14 protein-coding genes are annotated in these 17,049 nt (G+C 58.8%); 7 read left to right on the plus strand and 7 right to left on the minus strand.

All coding sequences use genetic code 11. The annotated features are described in order from the left end of the window. Positions 1–42 precede the first annotated feature (42 nt). The 3 genes from dksA to thpR all read right to left on the minus strand — a co-directional run bounded on the left by dksA (position 43) and on the right by thpR (position 1,985). Entirely contained in the window at positions 43–498 is a 456-nt protein-coding gene (gene dksA / locus LQK91_RS12735) for an RNA polymerase-binding protein DksA (RefSeq protein ID WP_008925615.1), read from the minus strand. Positions 499–745: 247 nt separating this feature from the next. Further along, complete coding sequence (sfsA, locus tag LQK91_RS12740) at positions 746–1,450, minus strand: DNA/RNA nuclease SfsA (protein WP_008925616.1); 705 nt, start codon at positions 1,448–1,450, stop codon at positions 746–748. Beyond that, complete coding sequence (thpR, locus tag LQK91_RS12745; protein WP_105099567.1) at positions 1,428–1,985, minus strand: RNA 2',3'-cyclic phosphodiesterase; 558 nt, start codon at positions 1,983–1,985, stop codon at positions 1,428–1,430. The genes sfsA and thpR overlap by 23 nt, the downstream gene beginning before the upstream one ends. A 30-nt stretch (positions 1,986–2,015) precedes the next feature. Here thpR and hrpB point away from each other — a divergent pair, with 30 nt between their 5' ends. The 6 genes from hrpB (at position 2,016) to fhuB (ending at position 13,260) form a co-directional block, all read left to right on the plus strand. Next, on the plus strand, positions 2,016–4,523 hold the full coding sequence (hrpB, locus tag LQK91_RS12750; protein ID WP_105099568.1) for an ATP-dependent helicase HrpB: 2,508 nt from the start codon (positions 2,016–2,018) through the stop codon (positions 4,521–4,523). 98 nt (positions 4,524–4,621) lie between these two features. Then, positions 4,622–7,147 (plus strand): bifunctional glycosyl transferase/transpeptidase, encoded by a 2,526-nt coding sequence (gene mrcB, locus LQK91_RS12755; protein ID WP_105099569.1) that lies wholly within the window; start codon positions 4,622–4,624, stop codon positions 7,145–7,147. Positions 7,148–7,346: 199 nt separating this feature from the next. Next, positions 7,347–9,554, plus strand: a complete 2,208-nt coding sequence (gene fhuA, locus LQK91_RS12760) for a ferrichrome porin FhuA (protein WP_105099570.1) — start codon at positions 7,347–7,349, stop codon at positions 9,552–9,554. A gap of 43 nt (positions 9,555–9,597) precedes the next feature. Next, positions 9,598–10,392 carry a Fe3+-hydroxamate ABC transporter ATP-binding protein FhuC gene (gene fhuC / locus LQK91_RS12765; RefSeq protein ID WP_105099571.1) on the plus strand — a complete coding sequence of 265 codons (795 nt, stop codon included), beginning with the start codon at positions 9,598–9,600 and terminating at the stop codon, positions 10,390–10,392. 10 nt (positions 10,393–10,402) lie between these two features. Further along, positions 10,403–11,281, plus strand: a complete 879-nt coding sequence (gene fhuD / locus LQK91_RS12770; protein WP_105099572.1) for a Fe(3+)-hydroxamate ABC transporter substrate-binding protein FhuD — start codon at positions 10,403–10,405, stop codon at positions 11,279–11,281. After that, complete coding sequence (gene fhuB, locus LQK91_RS12775; RefSeq protein WP_105099573.1) at positions 11,281–13,260, plus strand: Fe(3+)-hydroxamate ABC transporter permease FhuB; 1,980 nt, start codon at positions 11,281–11,283, stop codon at positions 13,258–13,260. The genes fhuD and fhuB overlap by 1 nt, the downstream gene beginning before the upstream one ends. 46 nt (positions 13,261–13,306) lie before the next feature. Here fhuB and hemL read toward each other — a convergent pair whose 3' ends face one another. Then, the gene (gene hemL / locus LQK91_RS12780; RefSeq protein WP_008925624.1) at positions 13,307–14,587 is read right to left on the minus strand and encodes a glutamate-1-semialdehyde 2,1-aminomutase; all 1,281 of its coding nucleotides are present in this window, start codon (positions 14,585–14,587) and stop codon (positions 13,307–13,309) included. Positions 14,588–14,790: 203 nt separating this feature from the next. Between hemL and erpA the strand changes: the two genes are divergently transcribed. Continuing rightward, positions 14,791–15,138, plus strand: coding sequence for an iron-sulfur cluster insertion protein ErpA (erpA, locus tag LQK91_RS12785; protein ID WP_008925625.1), 348 nt, complete (start codon positions 14,791–14,793; stop codon positions 15,136–15,138). 30 nt (positions 15,139–15,168) lie between these two features. Here erpA and LQK91_RS12790 read toward each other — a convergent pair whose 3' ends face one another. The 3 genes from LQK91_RS12790 to mtnN all read right to left on the minus strand — a co-directional run bounded on the left by LQK91_RS12790 (position 15,169) and on the right by mtnN (position 17,028). Continuing rightward, positions 15,169–15,420, minus strand: a complete 252-nt coding sequence (locus tag LQK91_RS12790) for a hypothetical protein (RefSeq protein ID WP_008925626.1) — start codon at positions 15,418–15,420, stop codon at positions 15,169–15,171. A gap of 122 nt (positions 15,421–15,542) precedes the next feature. Continuing rightward, on the minus strand, positions 15,543–16,337 hold the full coding sequence (gene btuF, locus LQK91_RS12795; RefSeq protein WP_105099574.1) for a vitamin B12 ABC transporter substrate-binding protein BtuF: 795 nt from the start codon (positions 16,335–16,337) through the stop codon (positions 15,543–15,545). Continuing rightward, positions 16,330–17,028, minus strand: a complete 699-nt coding sequence (gene mtnN, locus LQK91_RS12800) for a 5'-methylthioadenosine/S-adenosylhomocysteine nucleosidase (RefSeq protein ID WP_008925628.1) — start codon at positions 17,026–17,028, stop codon at positions 16,330–16,332. The genes btuF and mtnN overlap by 8 nt, the downstream gene beginning before the upstream one ends. Positions 17,029–17,049 lie beyond the last annotated feature (21 nt).

A 17,049-nucleotide genomic window follows, 5' to 3' on the forward strand; every position in this document is an offset into this window, starting at 1 on the left:
CAAACATTTGTTCCGCTGCGTGGTAACAGGCTGGACGCGGCATTAGCCGGCCATTTGTTTCTCACGAATTTCTGCTAACGTCTTACAGTCGATGCAGAGATCGGCAGTAGGACGCGCTTCGAGACGGCGAATACCAATCTCAACGCCACAGGAATCGCAATAACCGAAGTCGTCATCTTCGACTTTCTTCAGCGTCTTCTCGATCTTTTTGATCAGTTTACGTTCGCGATCGCGGTTACGCAGCTCCAGACTGAATTCCTCTTCCTGCGCGGCACGGTCAACCGGGTCCGGGAAGTTAGCGGCTTCATCCTGCATATGCGATACAGTACGATCGACTTCGTCCCGCAATTGATTACGCCAGGCTTCCAGAATCTTGCGAAAATGGGTCAGCTGCGCGTCGTTCATATACTCTTCGCCTGGCTTCACCTGATAAGGTTCAACACCAGCGATAGCGAGAATACTCAGGGACGATGTTTTACGGTTTTGACCTTCTTGCATGTTGCTTCTCCTGGATAACACGCACTATACCCTCTGACTTCCGTCTCGCAGTGGCGTTGCTGCCAGCCTGCATTTAACGTCTGCGGGGTACATCGATCCCCCATTGGGGAAAAAAACAGGCCGCTATAAATAACAGAAGCAGTCAGGGTTGGCAATTCTTCATGAACACACCTTGACAAGCCTGTGAGGAACAGCGTATTCAGCCCTTAGCTCAGAACATTCTTAACACATAAAATTGCAAAAGATATTACAAGGTTACGTTGATCGGCGATTTAAGAAACATTCCCTCCGCCGATAAGTCTGCCTGATACGCTAAAATCTCTACGCCTTCCTGTTGCGCCTGAGCCAGTTGTTCTGCATACACCGCATCAATGTGGCGTGCCGGGGAAACGTCCTCAATCCCCGAGTGCAAAACGGCAAACAACAAAACGGCCCGATGACCCTCTGCTGCAACTGTCGCCAGTTCACGCAGGTGCTTCTGTCCTCGAATCGTCACCGCATCCGGAAAATAACCTTTTCCTTCATGGAGAAGGGTTACGGATTTCACCTCAATATAGCAGTTGCGCCGGGCATCTGCCTTGAGCAGGAAATCAATTCTGCTTTTTTCACTGCCATATTTTACTTCCGCCTGACGCTGGGAATACCCCGCCAGCGCGGGCAGCCTGTTTTGATCCAGCGCTTCAGCCACCAGCTGGTTAGCGCGCAGAGTATTGACACAAATCCAGTGGCCCTGCTGCGTTTCGGTCAGCTCCCAGCTGTGAGGGTATTTGCGGGTCAGGCTGTCGGACGTGGAATACCAGACCCGATCGCCCGGCGTAGCACAGCCCGTCATGGCGCCGGTGTTGGCACAGTGGATCGTCAGAACCTCACCGTCCGGCGTCATAACATCGGCAAGGAAACGTTTGTAACGGGCAATCAGGCGGGCGGGTTTAAGAGGAGGAGAGAAGTGCATGCGGATCCTGAGACGTTAATGGCCAGCTGGCCAGAGCGCGATAGCGGGTGCGGCCCCGGGAATATTCAGAGGCAAACAGGGAAAACGTGGAGACGTGAAAACGCCAGTGAAAGCCGCGTGGCGGTAACGCAACCGGCTGAGTGGCATGGCGTAACAGCGTGATATGTGGATGAAACGGCTGCGGACTCTGGTAACAGCCATGTCGGGCGGCCTGCGCACGGAGCAGGCTGGCGAGCTGCAGCAGACCCCGTGGTGCGCGCTGGCAACCCAGCCAGACCACGCCCGGACGTGGCCAGTGTCCGGCATCATCCAGGTCGAGATCAAAACCGGGCTGGATAATGCGGGAAGCCAGCGTTTGCAGTTGCTGGGAGGTTTGCGGCGCGACCTCACCCAGAAATGCCAGCGTCAGATGCAGATTCCCTGCGACCACTGGCTGGCCCGCCTCGGCAGGAAAGTTGTCTGCCCGCCAGTGCACCAGCTGCTGCTGCATCTCGTCAGGCAGGCTGATGGCAAAAAATAAGCGTTGTGTCGCCATGGCGCTCTCCGGCAAATATCACGTGCTACAATGCGCGCCATCTTAGCACAGGCAGAAGCGGAGTTTGCTGTGAGCGATTTACCGGTCAGCGTGGTGCTGCCTGACATCCTGGCGGCGCTGCGTGACGCCTCTCAAATCCTGCTGGCCGCGCCCACCGGCGCGGGAAAATCGACCTGGCTGCCCTTGCAGTTACTACAGCATGCAGCCTTGCCGGGACGAATCATTATGCTGGAGCCACGCCGGCTGGCGGCGCGTAATGTCGCGCAGCGGCTGGCGCAGCGGCTGGCGCAGCGGCTGGCGGAGCAGCTCGGTGAGCAGCCGGGAGCCACGGTGGGGTTCAGGATGCGTGGCGAAAGCTGCGTCGGGCCACAGACCCGGCTTGAAGTGGTGACCGAAGGCATGCTCACGCGCATGCTTCAGCACGATCCGATGCTGGAGGGCGTGTCGCTGGTGATCCTTGATGAGTTTCACGAGCGCAGCCTGCAGGCCGATCTGGCGCTGGCGCTGCTGCTCGATGTGCAGCAGGGGCTGCGCGACGACCTTAAAATCATGCTGATGTCCGCCACGCTGGATAATGCCCGACTGGCGGCGCTGCTGCCGGATGCGCCATTGATTGTCTCAGAAGGGCGCAGCTATCCGGTTGAGCGTCGTTATGCGTCGCTGAATCAGAACGTGCGTTTTGAAGAGGCGGTCGCGCGTGAAGTCGCCCAGCTGCTGCGCGATGAAGCCGGATCACTTCTGCTGTTTCTGCCGGGCGTGGCGGAAATTGAACGGGTGAAACGCGAACTGGAATCACGCATCAGCGACGACGTGGACCTGACACCGCTCTATGGGGCACTGCCGCTGGCGGCGCAGCGCCGGGCGATACTTCCCGCTGCTGCCGGACGCCGCAAAGTGGTGCTTGCCACCAATATCGCTGAGACCAGCCTGACCATTGAGGGGATCCGGCTGGTGGTCGACAGCGCGCTTGAGCGCAGCGCTCTGTTTGACGCCCGCAGCGGCGTGACGCGGCTGCAGACCCAGCGAATTAGCCAGGCATCCATGATCCAGCGTGCAGGTCGCGCCGGGCGACTGATGCCGGGACTCTGTCTGCATCTGTTACCGCAGGAGCAGGCATCCCGTGCGGCGGCGCAGAGCGAACCGGAAATTGTGAACAGCGATCTCTCGTCGCTGTGGCTGGATCTGCTGCAGTGGGGCTGTACCGAGCCGCACCAGTTACAGTGGCTGGATCAGCCGCCCGCCAGAAATCTGGATGCCGCAAAACAGCAGCTGACTCGCCTGGGTGCGCTGGACAGCAACGGCCTGCTCAACACGCTGGGACGGCGCATGGCGCAGCTGGGCTGCGATCCCCGACTGGCTGCTATGCTCTGTGCCGCAGGCGATGAACCGGATGCGGTTGCCAGCGCCGCGCTGCTGGTGGCGATTCTGGAAGATCCTCCGCGTAGCGGCAGTGCCGATCTGCGGGATGCCCTGCATCGGCCACAGTCTCCATGGCAGCGACGCGCGCAGCAGTGGCAGCAACGACTCAAAATTCGTGGCGGACGGGTCGATGAAGATCGTTTCGCTGGCTTGCTGGCGGCAGGTTTTGGCGATCGGCTGGCGCGGCGACGTGACCAGAGTGGCCGTTATCAACTGGCCAACGGCCTGGGTGCCAGACTGGATGAGCAGGATGGCCTGACACGCAATGAATGGCTGATTGCGCCTGCTCTGTTACAGGGCAGTACCAAGCCGGATGCCCGGATGTTGCTGGCGCTACCGGTCGACATTGAGACGTTGTGCCAGCAGCAGCCCGCATTGATTGAGCGCCGTACTGAAGTGGAGTGGGACGAAGAGAAAGGCACACTGCGCGCGTTCAGACGCGAGCAGATTGGCGCGCTGATACTGAAGACCCAGCCGATGGCGCGCCCGGAACCGGCGGTGCTGCACGCAGCCATGTTGCGCTGGATTGCCGAAAAAGGTCTGTCGGTGCTGGGCTGGACGCCGGATGCCGAACAGCTGCGCCTGCGCATCCAGTGTGCGGCGCAGTGGTTGCCGGAAGAGAGCTGGCCCGCCACAGACGATGAGAGCCTGCTTAAGAGCCTGCCACAGTGGCTATTGCCGCAGATGTCAGCAGTGCGCGATCTCCGCAGCCTGCAGGCGGTGAACCTGACGACGGCACTCTTACATTTACTCACATGGTCGCAACGTCAGCGGCTGGATACTGTGCTGCCAACTCATTACACTGTGCCGACCGGAAGCCGGCTGCCGATCCGCTATGATGCGGACAAGCCGCCCGCGCTGGCGGTCAGGATTCAGGAGATGTTTGGTGAGGCGACGAATCCTGCCGTGGCGGAAGGACGTATTCCGCTGGTGCTGGAGCTGTTATCGCCCGCCCAGCGCCCATTGCAGATCACCCGCGATTTGGCGGCGTTCTGGCGCGGTGCCTGGCCTGAAGTCAGGAAAGAGATGAAGGGGCGTTATCCTAAACATCCCTGGCCAGAGGATCCGGCCAATGCCTTGCCAACAAGGCGAACCAAAAAAATGTCCCCGCAGGGTTGAGTCCGCTGGATCGAATTCAGAGGGTTCTGCCATGCGGCACGCGAGAAAGCAGTTAGAGTAGCGGCGCTGCCGTAAGCACTGCCTGGAGAAAAAAAGTCATGTCTGGGAACGATCGCGAACCAATAGGGCGCAAAGGTAAACCGTTGCCGCCGCGCAGCAGTGCGGGCCGGGGACGACGCAGGGATATCGAACAGGATATCGATCAGGACGATTTTAATGATGACGAGGAGGAAGCGCCGGTGCCACGTAAAGGTAAAGGTGGAAAACCGCCGCGCGGCAAACGCCGTTGGCTGGGATGGTTAATTAAACTGTTCCTGGTGTTTGTGGTGGTCATGGTCGCATGGGGCATCTACCTCGACTCAGAAATTCGCAGCCGTATTGACGGTAAAGTGTGGCAACTGCCCGCGACCGTCTATGGTCGCATGGTCAGCCTGGAACCGGGTATGGCCTACAACAAAAGTGAAATGGTGGCGCTGCTGGAAGGAACCCAGTATCGCGAAGTCTCCCGAATTACCCGCCCTGGCGAGTTTTCGGTGAAGGGCAACACCATCGATCTGCTGCGTCGCCCGTTTGATTTCCCCGACAGTAAAGAGGGACAGATCCACGCGCGCATGAGCTTCACGAAAGATGAGCTGAGCGAGATTAAAAACCTCGAAACCGGCCGTGATTTTGGCTTTTTCCGCCTCGATCCACGCCTGATCACCATGCTGCAGTCGCCGAATGGTGAACAGCGTCTCTTTGTGCCACGCGCCGGTTTCCCGGATCTGCTGGTCGATACGCTGATCGCTACCGAAGATCGCCATTTCTATGAGCACGATGGCATCAGCCCGTACTCCATTGGTCGCGCCTTCCTGGCGAACATCACGGCCGGGAAAGCGGTGCAGGGCGGCAGTACGCTGACCCAGCAGCTGGTGAAGAACCTGTTCCTCACCAACGAGCGTTCACTGTGGCGTAAAGCGCGTGAAGCCTATATGGCGGTGATCATGGATGCGCGCTACAGCAAAGATCGCATTCTGGAACTCTATCTGAACGAGGTCTATCTCGGTCAGGCAGGGAGTGATCAGATCCGCGGCTTCCCGCTGGCGAGCCTTTACTACTTTGGCCGCCCGGTGGATGAGCTCAGTCTGGATCAGCAGGCGATGCTGGTTGGCATGGTGAAAGGTGCGTCGCTCTATAACCCGTGGCGTAACCCGAAACTGGCGCTGGAACGACGCAACCTGGTGCTGCGCCTGTTGCAGCAGCAGAAAGTGATCGACCAGGAGCTGTATGACATGCTGTCGGCGCGTCCGCTGGGCGTGCAGCCGAAAGGGGGCGTGATCACGCCGCAGCCTGCCTTTATGCAGATGGTGCGTAACGAGCTTCAGGCGAAACTGGGCGATAAGATTAAAGATCTCTCCGGCGTGAAAATCTTCACTACGCTGGATCCGGTGTCACAGGATGCAGCCGAAAAAGCCGTTATTGATGGTATTCCGACGCTGAAAAAACAGCGTGGCCTGAAAGATCTGGAAACCGCGATGGTGGTGGTTGACCGCTTTAGCGGTGAAGTCCGCGCCATGGTCGGCGGTGCCGATCCGCAGTACGCCGGTTACAACCGTGCGTTACAGGCGCGCCGCTCTATTGGTTCACTGGCGAAACCCGCCACCTACCTCACCGCGCTGAGCCAGCCAAACAGCTACCGGCTGAACAGCTGGATCGCCGATGAGCCGATTGCGCTGAAGCAGCCAAACGGCAGCGTCTGGAAACCGATGAACGACGATCGTCGCTTCAGCGGAAAAGTGATGCTGGTGGATGCGCTGACCAACTCCATGAACGTGCCGACGGTTAACCTCGGTATGACGCTGGGGCTGGATGCGGTGGTGGATACCTGGAGCAAGCTGGGTGTGCCGAAAGATCAGCTGCATCCGGTTCCGGCGATGCTGCTGGGTGCCATGAACCTGACGCCGGTTGAAGTGGCGCAGGCGTTCCAGTCAATCGCCAGCGGCGGTAACCGCGCATCGCTCTCTGCAGTGCGTTCGGTGATTGCGGAAGATGGTAGCGTGCTCTATCAGAGCTATCCGCAGGCAGAACGGGTTGAACCCGCGCAGGCGGCCTATCTGACGCTCTACACCATGCAGCAGGTTGCTGACCACGGTACCGCCCGTGCACTGGGTGCGCGCTTCCCGAATGCGCATCTGGCCGGTAAAACCGGTACCACCAACGACCTGGTCGACAGCTGGTTTGCCGGTATTGATGGCAAAGAAGTCGCGATCACCTGGGTGGGGCGCGATAACAACCAGCCGACCAAACTCTATGGTGCCAGTGGCGCGATGCAGCTTTATCGTCGTTACCTCGACATTCAGGCACCGATGCCGTTGCAGCTGACGCCACCGGAGGATGTGTCGATGATGAATGTCGATTCAGCCGGTAACTTTGTCTGTGGCACGGGCAGCAGCACCTGGCGTTCTCTGCCGGTGTGGGCGCTGGATCCGAATGCGCTGTGTCAGCAACAGCAGCAGCAGGTTCAGCAGCAGCAACAGCTGTTTGATCAACAGCAGCAGCCGCAACAACAACCGGCCCAGCAACCGCAGGAGCAGAAAGACAGCGACGGCGTAGCAGGCTGGATCAAAGATATGTTTGGCAAATAAATCAGTCAGACAGGTTTAAAAGGGCGCTTCGGCGCCCTTTTTTTGTTTCTGATCAATACGCGTTAATCGCCCTGCAAACGGCGTCACTACTGGGATTTCTTCTTGCAGTGCCCGCTGAAGTTCGCATATTATCTAATCCGTTATAATAATCATTATCGTTTCGATTCGCCCTTAAGGGCCTATTTTCTGAGACACATTTATGAATGCGCGAACGACTTTTGCAGCCGACACCAAAAAAACATTTTCCCGACCGCTTCTGGGCATCATGATCTCTCTCAGTCTGAGCACCTCACTTTACGCCGCACAGGCGGAGACGATGGTGGTTTCAGCGGATGGCGGCAGCGGCGCCGAGGCGGAAAGCGCCTGGGGCCCGGCACCCACTGTGGCAGCCAAACGCAGCGCCACCGGTACGAAAACCGATACGCCGATTGAAAAAAATCCGCAGTCTGTCTCCGTGGTCACCCGCGAAGAGATGGAAATGCGCAACGTGACCAGCGTGAAAGGAGCGTTTAACTACACGCCTGGCGTGCTGACCGGTAACCGTGGCAGCTCAGATGTGATTGATGCGTTGTCGATTCGCGGCTTCAGCGAAACTAATACTAATCAGTATATGGATGGCCTGAAACTGCAGGGTGATAACTACTCTGAGTTTGCTATCGATCCTTATTTCCTGGAGCGCGCCGAACTGCTGCGCGGTCCGGTATCGGTACTCTACGGCAAAAGCAATCCTGGCGGTGTGGTCTCGCTGGTGAGCAAGCGTCCGACCCAGGAAACCCTGCGCGAAGTGCAGTTCCAGATGGGCAACGATAACCTCTTCTCGACTGGCTTTGACTTTGGCGGCGCGCTGGATGATGACGGTGTCTACAGCTATCGTCTGACCGGTCAGGCGCGCAGTCAGGATGCGCAACAGGCGATGAACAAAGAGAAGCGCTACACCATCGCACCGGCTTTCAGCTGGCGTCCCGACGATCGCACTCGCGTTGACCTGCTGACCTATTTCCAGAACGAGCCAGAAACCGGCTACTACGGCTGGCTGCCGCGTCAGGGCACCGTAGTGCCTATCACCCGTGCCGATGGCAGCCAGTACAAGCTGCCGACCAACTTCGATGAAGGCGAGCAGAGCAACAAGATTTCACGCACCACCAAAATGGTGGGCTATAACGCCGAGCACAGCCTCAACGACACCTGGACGTTGCGCCAGAACCTGCGTTACGCCGACCTGCGCACCGATTACCGCAGTATCTATGGCAATGGGTTTACCCCGGAGACTCAGGAAATTACCCGTGGTTCGGCCGTTTCCCATGAGAAGCTCAACCAGTTGGCGGTCGATACCCAGGCGCAGGCGAAGTTTGCCACCGGCCAGGTTGATCATACGCTGCTGCTGGGGGTGGACTTCCAGCGGACCCGCAATGATATCGACGCACAGTTTGGCTCGGCATCGAACCTGAACGCGGTAAATCCGCAATATGGCGATAACAGCGTCACACCTTTTGCCGATCCTTATCAGCATCTCAACAAGCAACGTCAGACCGGCCTCTATACGCAGGATCAGATGGAGTGGAACCGCTGGGTGCTGACGCTGGGCGGCCGATACGACTATGCCATGAACTCGGTTTACGATCGGGTGGCGGATAGCGTTGATCGCCAGAACGATCAGGCGTTTACCTGGCGCGGCGGTGTGAACTATGTGTTTGATAACGGCATCGCACCTTATTTCAGCTACAGCGAAGCCTTTATTCCAAACGCGGGTTCGACCTATGATGGTCAGGCGTTTGATCCGTCACGCGCTAAACAGTATGAAGCGGGCGTGAAATATGTACCGAAAGATCGTCCGGTTGTGCTCACCGCAGCCGTTTTTCAACTGACCAAAACCAAAAACCTGACGGCCGATCCTGATACGAAGAATCACCCAAACTTTAGTGTTCAAAGCGGTGAAATCCGGTCGCGCGGCGTAGAGCTGGAAGCGAAAGCGGCACTCAATGCCAACGTTAACCTCACGGCGTCCTACACCTACACCGATGCGGAATATACCGAAGACACGCAGCTGAAAGGCAAAACGCCGGTGAGCGTCCCTAAAAATATGGCCTCACTGTGGAGCGACTACACCTTCCACGAGACAGCCCTTTCGGGCGTGACAGTGGGCGCGGGTGTGCGTTATGTCGGCGAGAGCCAGGGTCTCTACAGCACCGGCACCGAGCAGAACCAGAACTTTAAGGTTGCCGGTTACACCACGGTGGATGCGGCGCTGAAATATGACCTCGGTCGTTTCGGTCTGCCTGGCTCGACGGTGGGCGTTAACGTCAACAATCTGTTCAACCGCGACTATGTCGCCAGCTGCTACCGTGAATACGCCTGCTACTGGGGCGCGGAGCGTAAGATTGTCGGCACCGCGACCTTCAGATTCTGATTTAACCGGGCGCTTCGGCGCCCGTTCGTTCACAGGGATAACCATGCCGCATCCGCACGCAGAAGAGGCGACTTTTACGCTGGCAAACGCCAGTTTTGAGGTGCCCGGCCGCACTCTCCTTCAGCCACTCTCGCTGACCTTTCCACCCGGCAAAATGATCGCGCTGATTGGCCACAACGGTTCCGGTAAGTCGACGCTGTTGAAAATGCTGGGCCGTCATCACGTGGCCAGCGGCGGAGAGGTGCTGCTGAATCAGCAGCCGGTCGGGCGCTGGAACAGCAAAGCGTTTGCCCGCGAGGTGGCCTATCTGCCGCAGCAGTTACCGGCAGCCGAAGGGATGACGGTGCGTGAACTGGTGGCGATTGGTCGCTATCCCTGGCACGGCGCGCTGGGCCGTTTCGGGCAGGACGATCGGGACAGGGTAGAAGATGCGATTGCCCAGGTCGGACTCAAGCCCTTTGCCGGACGACTGGTGGATAGCCTGTCGGGCGGTGAGCGTCAGCGTGCCTGGCTGGCGATGATGGTGGCACAGAACAGCCGCTGTCTGCTGCTGGATGAACCGACGTCGGCGCTGGATATCGCCCATCAGGTTGAGGTACTGGCGCTGATAAAAGATCTGAGCCAGCAGCGTGGCTTAACCGTGATTGCGGTCCTGCACGATATCAATATGGCAGCACGCTACTGCGATCATCTGGTGGCGCTGCGGCAGGGCACGATGATTGCCGAAGGTAACGCGCAGGCGATTATGCAGCCTGACGTGCTGGGTGCGATTTATGGTATCCCGATGGGCATTTTACCGCATCCGCAGGGCGGCGCGCCGGTCAGTTTTGTCTGTTAAGGAAAGGATGATGCCCGATCTTTATCGCCGCCGACTGTTGCTGGCGCTGGCGGCCTCGCCACTGTTTTGTTCACTTCCCCTGCGTGCCGCCACGCCGAATCCGGGCCGGATTATTGTACTGGAGTGGCTCCCCACCGAACTGCTGATAGCATTAGGCGTCACGCCCTGGGGTGTGGCCGATCTGCACAACTACAACATCTGGGTCGGGGAGCCACCGCTGCCTGCGGGCGTGATCGATGTGGGCCTGCGCACCGAACCCAATCTTGAGCTGATGGCGCAAATGGAGCCGTCGCTGATCCTCTGTTCAAATGGCTACGGCCCGCCCAAAGAGAAACTAACCCGCATCGCGCCGATCATGGGCTTTGACCTTCACAGCGGCGACGGGAAACCCTTCACCGCCGCGCGCGCGTCGCTGCATCAGCTGGCAGCGCGCCTTGGATTACGCGATCGGGCGGAGCAGCATCTGCGCGAGGTCGATGCGCAACTGGCAGAGGCCCGCGAGCGGCTGGCGCCCTATGCCGGACGCACGATTCTGCTGATGTCGCTGCTCGACAGCCGTCATGCTATTACCTTCGGCAAAAACAGTCTGTTCCTGGAAGTAATGACGTTGCTGGGCCTGAAAAATGGCTGGCAGGGCGAGACCAACTTCTGGGGCAGTGCGGTGATCGGCATTGAACAGCTCGCGCAGGCCGGAGATGTGGATGTCATCTGTTTCGATCATGACAATGACGCAGAGATGCAGCAGCTGATGCGCAGCCCGCTGTGGCAGGCCATGCCGTTTGTACGCACCGGACGCTTTCAGCGCGTCCCTGCGGTCTGGTATTACGGTGCTACGCTCTCGGCGCTGCACTTTGTTCGCGTGCTGGAACGCGCGCTGGAGATGCACTGATGCGCCATGCTCTGTTTCCCGCAGGTCTCCTCAGCCTGCTGTTTCTGCTCTCACTCAGCCTGACGCTGGTTAATCTGCACCATGCGCTGCCGCAGCATGAGTGGTGGCAGGCATTCTGGTCACCGACGGTCGATAGCCTGCCGCAGATGGTGTTTCACTACAGCCTGCTGCCGCGCACGGCGCTGGCGCTGCTGGTGGGCGCCGGGCTGGGGCTTGCCGGCCTGTTGTTTCAGCAGATATTGCGGAACCCGCTGGCCGAACCCACCACACTGGGTGTCTCTTCCGGCGCGCAGCTGGGTATTACCGTGGCGACGCTGTGGCATCTGCCGGGCGGCGCGCTGACACAGCAGTTTGCCGCGCTTGGCGGAGCGTTGCTGGTGGCCGCGCTGGTGTTTGGTGTGGCCTGGGGCAAACGTCTGTCGCCGGTGACGCTGATTCTGGCCGGGCTGGTGCTGAGCTTCTACAGCGGCGCGGTAAATCAAATCTTCGCTATCTTCAATCACGATCAGCTGCAGAACATGTTTCTGTGGAGCACCGGCGCGCTGAATCAGATGAGCTGGGAAAATGTGCAGCAGCTCTGGCCGCGCCTGCTGCTGGCGTTTCTGCTGGCGCTGGCGCTGCTGCGTCCGCTGACACTGATGGGGCTGGATGATGGTGTAGCAAAAAATCTGGGGCTGGCGCTCTCGGTGGCGCGTGTTGGTGGCCTCGGGCTGGCAATCCTGCTCAGCGCACAGCTGGTGAATGTCGCCGGTATCATCGGTTTTATCGGACTGTTTGCGCCGCTGCTGGCGAAGCTGCTGGGTGGTCGACGGCTCCTCAGCCGGATGCTGCTGGCACCGCTTTCCGGCGCGCTGCTGCTGTGGCTGGCCGACAGTTGCGTGTTATGGCTTAGCGCACACTGGCGCGATATCCCGACCGGAACGGCCACGGCACTGCTCGGTGTACCCATTTTGTTGTGGCTGCTGCCGCGACTGCGTACGGGTTCAGTGCCGCCCGCCCTGAATCAGGGCGACAACGTACCCGCCGAGCGACAAAACCTGTTGCGCTGGACGCTGACGGGTCTCGCGGTGCTTGCCCTGCTGATGTGGGGTGCGCTGGCGTTTGGGCGTGATGCGCTGGGCTGGGTCGGGTCATCGGGCGAGATGCTGCACTCTTTGCTTCCGTGGCGTGCACCGCGCGTGCTGGCTGCGCTGGTGACCGGCCTGATGCTGGGCGTGGCGGGGAGCCTGATCCAGCGGCTGACCGGTAATCCTATGGCCAGCCCGGAAGTGCTGGGCATCAGTTCAGGTGCCGCCTGTGGCGTCGTCGTCATGATGTTCTTTGTGCCGGGCGATGCAATGGCATGGCTGCTGCCCGCCGGTGCGATGGGGGCCGCGCTGACGCTGCTGGTGATCATGGCGGTAGCCAGTCGTGGCGGCTTCTCACCTGAGAGAATGCTGCTGGCGGGTATGGCGCTTAACAGCGCCTTTGTCACCCTGCTGATGCTGCTGCTGGCAAGTGGCGATCCCCGCATGGGTGGGCTGCTGAGCTGGATCTCCGGCTCAACCTATAACATCAGCGGCAGTCAGGCGATCCAGAGCGCACTCTGTGCGCTGCTGCTGGTCTCGCTGGCACCACTGGCGAGCCGCTGGCTGACGCTGCTGCCGCTGGGAAGTGCTACCGCACGCTCGGCCGGCATGGCATTAACGCCCGCGCGGCTGAGTCTGCTGCTGCTGGCAGCCGCGCTGACCGCCAGCGCAACGCTGACTATTGGTCCGCTGAGTTTTGTTGGATTAATGGCGCCGCACATGGCGCGCATGTTGGGATTCCGGCGTGCCTTGCCGCAACTGCTGCTGTCGGGATTACTGGGGGCGGGACTGATGGTGCTGGCTGACTGGTGCGGGCGGATGCTGGCATTCCCGGATCAAATTCCTGCCGGGCTGATGGCGACATTTTTAGGTGCACCTTACTTTATCTGGTTGCTGCGTCGTTCAGGTTAAAAAAAAGACCAGCGCAAGCCGGTCTTCATCTTTAACGTTACCGAAATTACAGCTTCGCGAAACAACGACGCGCGGCATCAACCGTGCGCTGAATATCCTCTTCGCTGTGCGCCAGTGACATGAAGCCCGCTTCATAAGCTGATGGCGCAAAGTAAACGCCTTCCTCCAGCATCAGATGGAAGAAGGTTTTAAAGCGTTCCACATCGCAGCGGGTCACATCGGCGTAACAGGTCACGCTGTCAGCATCGGTGAAGAACAGGCCAAACATCCCGCCAACATGGTTAATCACCAGCGGAATATTTTGCTGTTGTGCGGCTTCGCGCAGACCCTCTGCCAGCTTGCGGGTCAGGGTATCGAGCTTCTCGTGCGTGCCCGGCTGCGCGATCTGCGTCAGGCAGGCAAAACCGGCAGCCATCGCGATCGGGTTACCGGAGAGCGTTCCTGCCTGATAAACCGGGCCGGTCGGCGCCAGTGCAGCCATCACGTCGCGACGGCCACCGAATGCACCGACTGGCATCCCGCCACCGATAATTTTTCCGAGGCAGGTCAGGTCAGGACGCACATTGTAGTGAGCCTGCGCGCCACCCAGCGCCACACGGAAGCCGGTCATCACTTCATCGATAATCAGCAGTGCGCCGAACTCATCGCAGAGCGCGCGCAGGCCCGGCAGGAATTCTGGCTGCGGCGGGATGCAGTTCATATTACCGGCAACCGGCTCAACGATGATGGCAGCGATGGCATCAGGATATTGCTCGAAGGCGCTGCGCACGGAGTCGAGATCGTTGAAAGTGCAGGTCAGGGTATGTTTAGCGAAATCTGCTGGTACGCCCGGCGAGTTTGGCTGACCCAGCGTCAGGGCACCGGAACCGGCTTTCACCAGCAAATGATCGGCATGGCCGTGATAGCAGCCTTCGAACTTAATAATTTTATCGCGGCCGGTAAAGCCTCGAGCCAGACGGATTGCGCTCATGGTCGCTTCGGTACCGGAGTTAACCATCCGCACCATCTCCATGCTCGGCACCAGCTCACACACCAGCTGCGCCATGGTCACTTCCATTTCGGTCGGTGCGCCAAAGCTCAGGCCGCGCTGGGCTGCTTCGATCACCGCATTACGGATCGCCGCGTTGTTATGGCCCAGCACCATCGGTCCCCATGAGCCGACATAGTCGATATAGGCTTTGCCATCAGCGTCATACAGATACGCACCATCAGCATGTTCAATAAACAGTGGAACGCCACCCACACCGGTAAATGCGCGTACTGGCGAGTTTACCCCACCCGGAATCAGGCGTTGTGCCTCGGCAAACAGTTGTTCGGACTTACTCATTTTCGGCTCCAGCGTTTCAGAAAAATATTGCGCCATTCTACGGAAGAGCAGCAGCAGACGAAAGGTGGATTCACCCACAGCGTCCTGAACGGAGGGGAAAGCGGCACAGAGTGCGAAGGGCAGAGCTTGATTGCGCTGAGGTGCTGACTGATAATAGCGTTATTAAGGTCGTTTTCTGACCTGGGCGTTTACCGGAGTAAAACATGAGTGATGAAGTAGTAGCACTGCCGTTGCAGTTTACCGACGCCGCAGCCACCAAGGTGAAAAACCTGATTGCCGATGAAGAGAACCCGGCGCTGAAACTTCGCGTCTATATCACCGGTGGCGGTTGCAGTGGTTTCCAGTATGGCTTTACGTTTGACGACCAGCTGAACGATGGCGATATGACAATTGAAAAGCAGGGCGTCTCACTGGTCGTTGATCCAATGAGCCTGCAATATCTGGTGGGCGGTTCGGTTGATTATACGGAAGGCCTGGAAGGATCGCGCTTTATCGTGACCAACCCGAATGCCAAAACCACCTGTGGCTGTGGCTCATCCTTCAGTATCTGATCGCGCAGGCCGTCACTCCGACGGCCTCATTTACCACTCTATTGTGACCAGCCGGTTACTCTGCTTCAGGCTTCCCTGCGATTGAATCTGACTTTGGGTTACGCGTGGCTGCGCGCTTGCCTGTCTGCCACAGTTGATTTGCGGCAAAAGCGGACCGTTAGCCGTGTTGATTTCACAGCGTGAATAGATGACAAGCCTGGCGCCTATAGAGCCATTTATCGATCCCGCAAAAGCAGATCCGGTGATCAAAAGCCCTATGGCCAGCAGCAGTGCTCTGGTCATATAAGGTTCCTGGTGTTTTAAAAAGCGCCGCGGCGCTAAAAGGACGGCGAGCATACGTGGCCCGCTCGTCTCTGGTATTGATTAACGGCAAAAAAGGCTGTTTCTTTAATCGATGCGTGGACTTATTGTGCGGGATGCAACGCGGAACAGAGTTGCTGCGCCGCCAGCAGCAGCCGCGGACCCGGCCGGCTTAACCAGTCCTCGTTAATGGTGATCACCGGCACCGTGAGCTGTGGCCGCCAGTAAGTACGAATGTTCTCCGCCTGCTGTGCACCTCCGGCTATAACCACGGCCTGAGGATGGCGCATCAGCACCTGCTCACGGCTGACCTGCGGCCAACTGACGCGGCTGTCAGCAAAAATATTCCTGCCACCACATAACGTAATAACTTCATTTTGCAGCGTGGCTCTGGCAGCGGTAAAAAGCGGCTGCTGACCAAACTGCAAAAAAAGCGGAACCGCAGTCAGATGAGTATAGCGCTGTCGCAGCGCCGCTGCCTGCTGTCGTAGCGCTCTGGCCGCGCTGGCGGCCTGCTCTGGCCTGGGACTCCAGCGGCCCAGATCGGCCAGTGCCGTGAACATCTCATCCAGTGTCAGTGGATCAATCCATTTAATGGGTACGCCGAGCTGCTGCAACTGTTCAATCTGCCGCTGCGGATTACCGCCGCGCCAGGCCAGGACCAGATCCGGCTTGAGCTGCAGAATACGCTCGGCTTTGATGCCCTGCCAGTTGGCGACCTGTTCAATCTGTTTCGCCTGCGGCGGATAGTCGGACCAGGCGCTGACTGCGATCGGCGTAATCCCGGCAGCAAAGGCGAGTTCGGTAAGGTGTGGAGCGAGGGTGATAACACGCGGTGGGGAAGCGAGCAGGCTGCCGCTTAATAGCAGCAGCCAGCAGAACAGCAGCGTTTTAGCCACGCGCCAGATGCGCCAGCAGGTTCTCCACCATCAGCGACGATTGCGTCGCTGCAACGCTCAGGAATTCATCAAAGCTCAGGTGCGATTCTTTATCGGCCACGTCTGAAATCGCGCGGACCACCACAAACGGCACCTGGAACTGATGACAGACGTGACCGATAGCGGTCGCTTCCATCTCAACCGCAATCGCCTGCGGGAACAGACTACGAATGCGCGCCAGCGGCTCAGCGCCATTGATAAAGGCATCACCGCTTACCACCAGACCGCGTACAGCATTCAGGTCCAGCTGCTTAATGCAGGCTTCGGCAGCCGCGATAAGCTTGCTGTCTGCCACAAACGCAGCAGGGCAACCCGCCATCTGGCCTGGCTCATAACCAAAAGCGGTGACGTCAGCATCGTGATAACGCACTTCATCTGATACCACGATATCGCCGACGCTCAGTGACGGTGCTAAACCGCCTGCCGACCCGGTGTTGATCACCACATCCGGCTTGCAGAGCTGCAGCAGCAGCGTGGTACCCAGCGCGGCAGAGGTTTTACCAATGCCCGATTTCAGCAGTGCCACTTCAACGCCCTGCAGGGTGCCGGTATAGATTTCACAACCCGCCAGTGTCAGCGTTTGACGGTTTTCAATTTTGTCACGCAGCAGTGTGACTTCCTGCTCCATCGCGCCAATAATGCCTGCTTTCATAGTGAGTTCCGCTAATGTAAA

Source organism: Pantoea sp. MHSD4, assembly GCF_021043305.1.
GTDB lineage: Bacteria > Pseudomonadota > Gammaproteobacteria > Enterobacterales > Enterobacteriaceae > Pantoea > Pantoea eucalypti.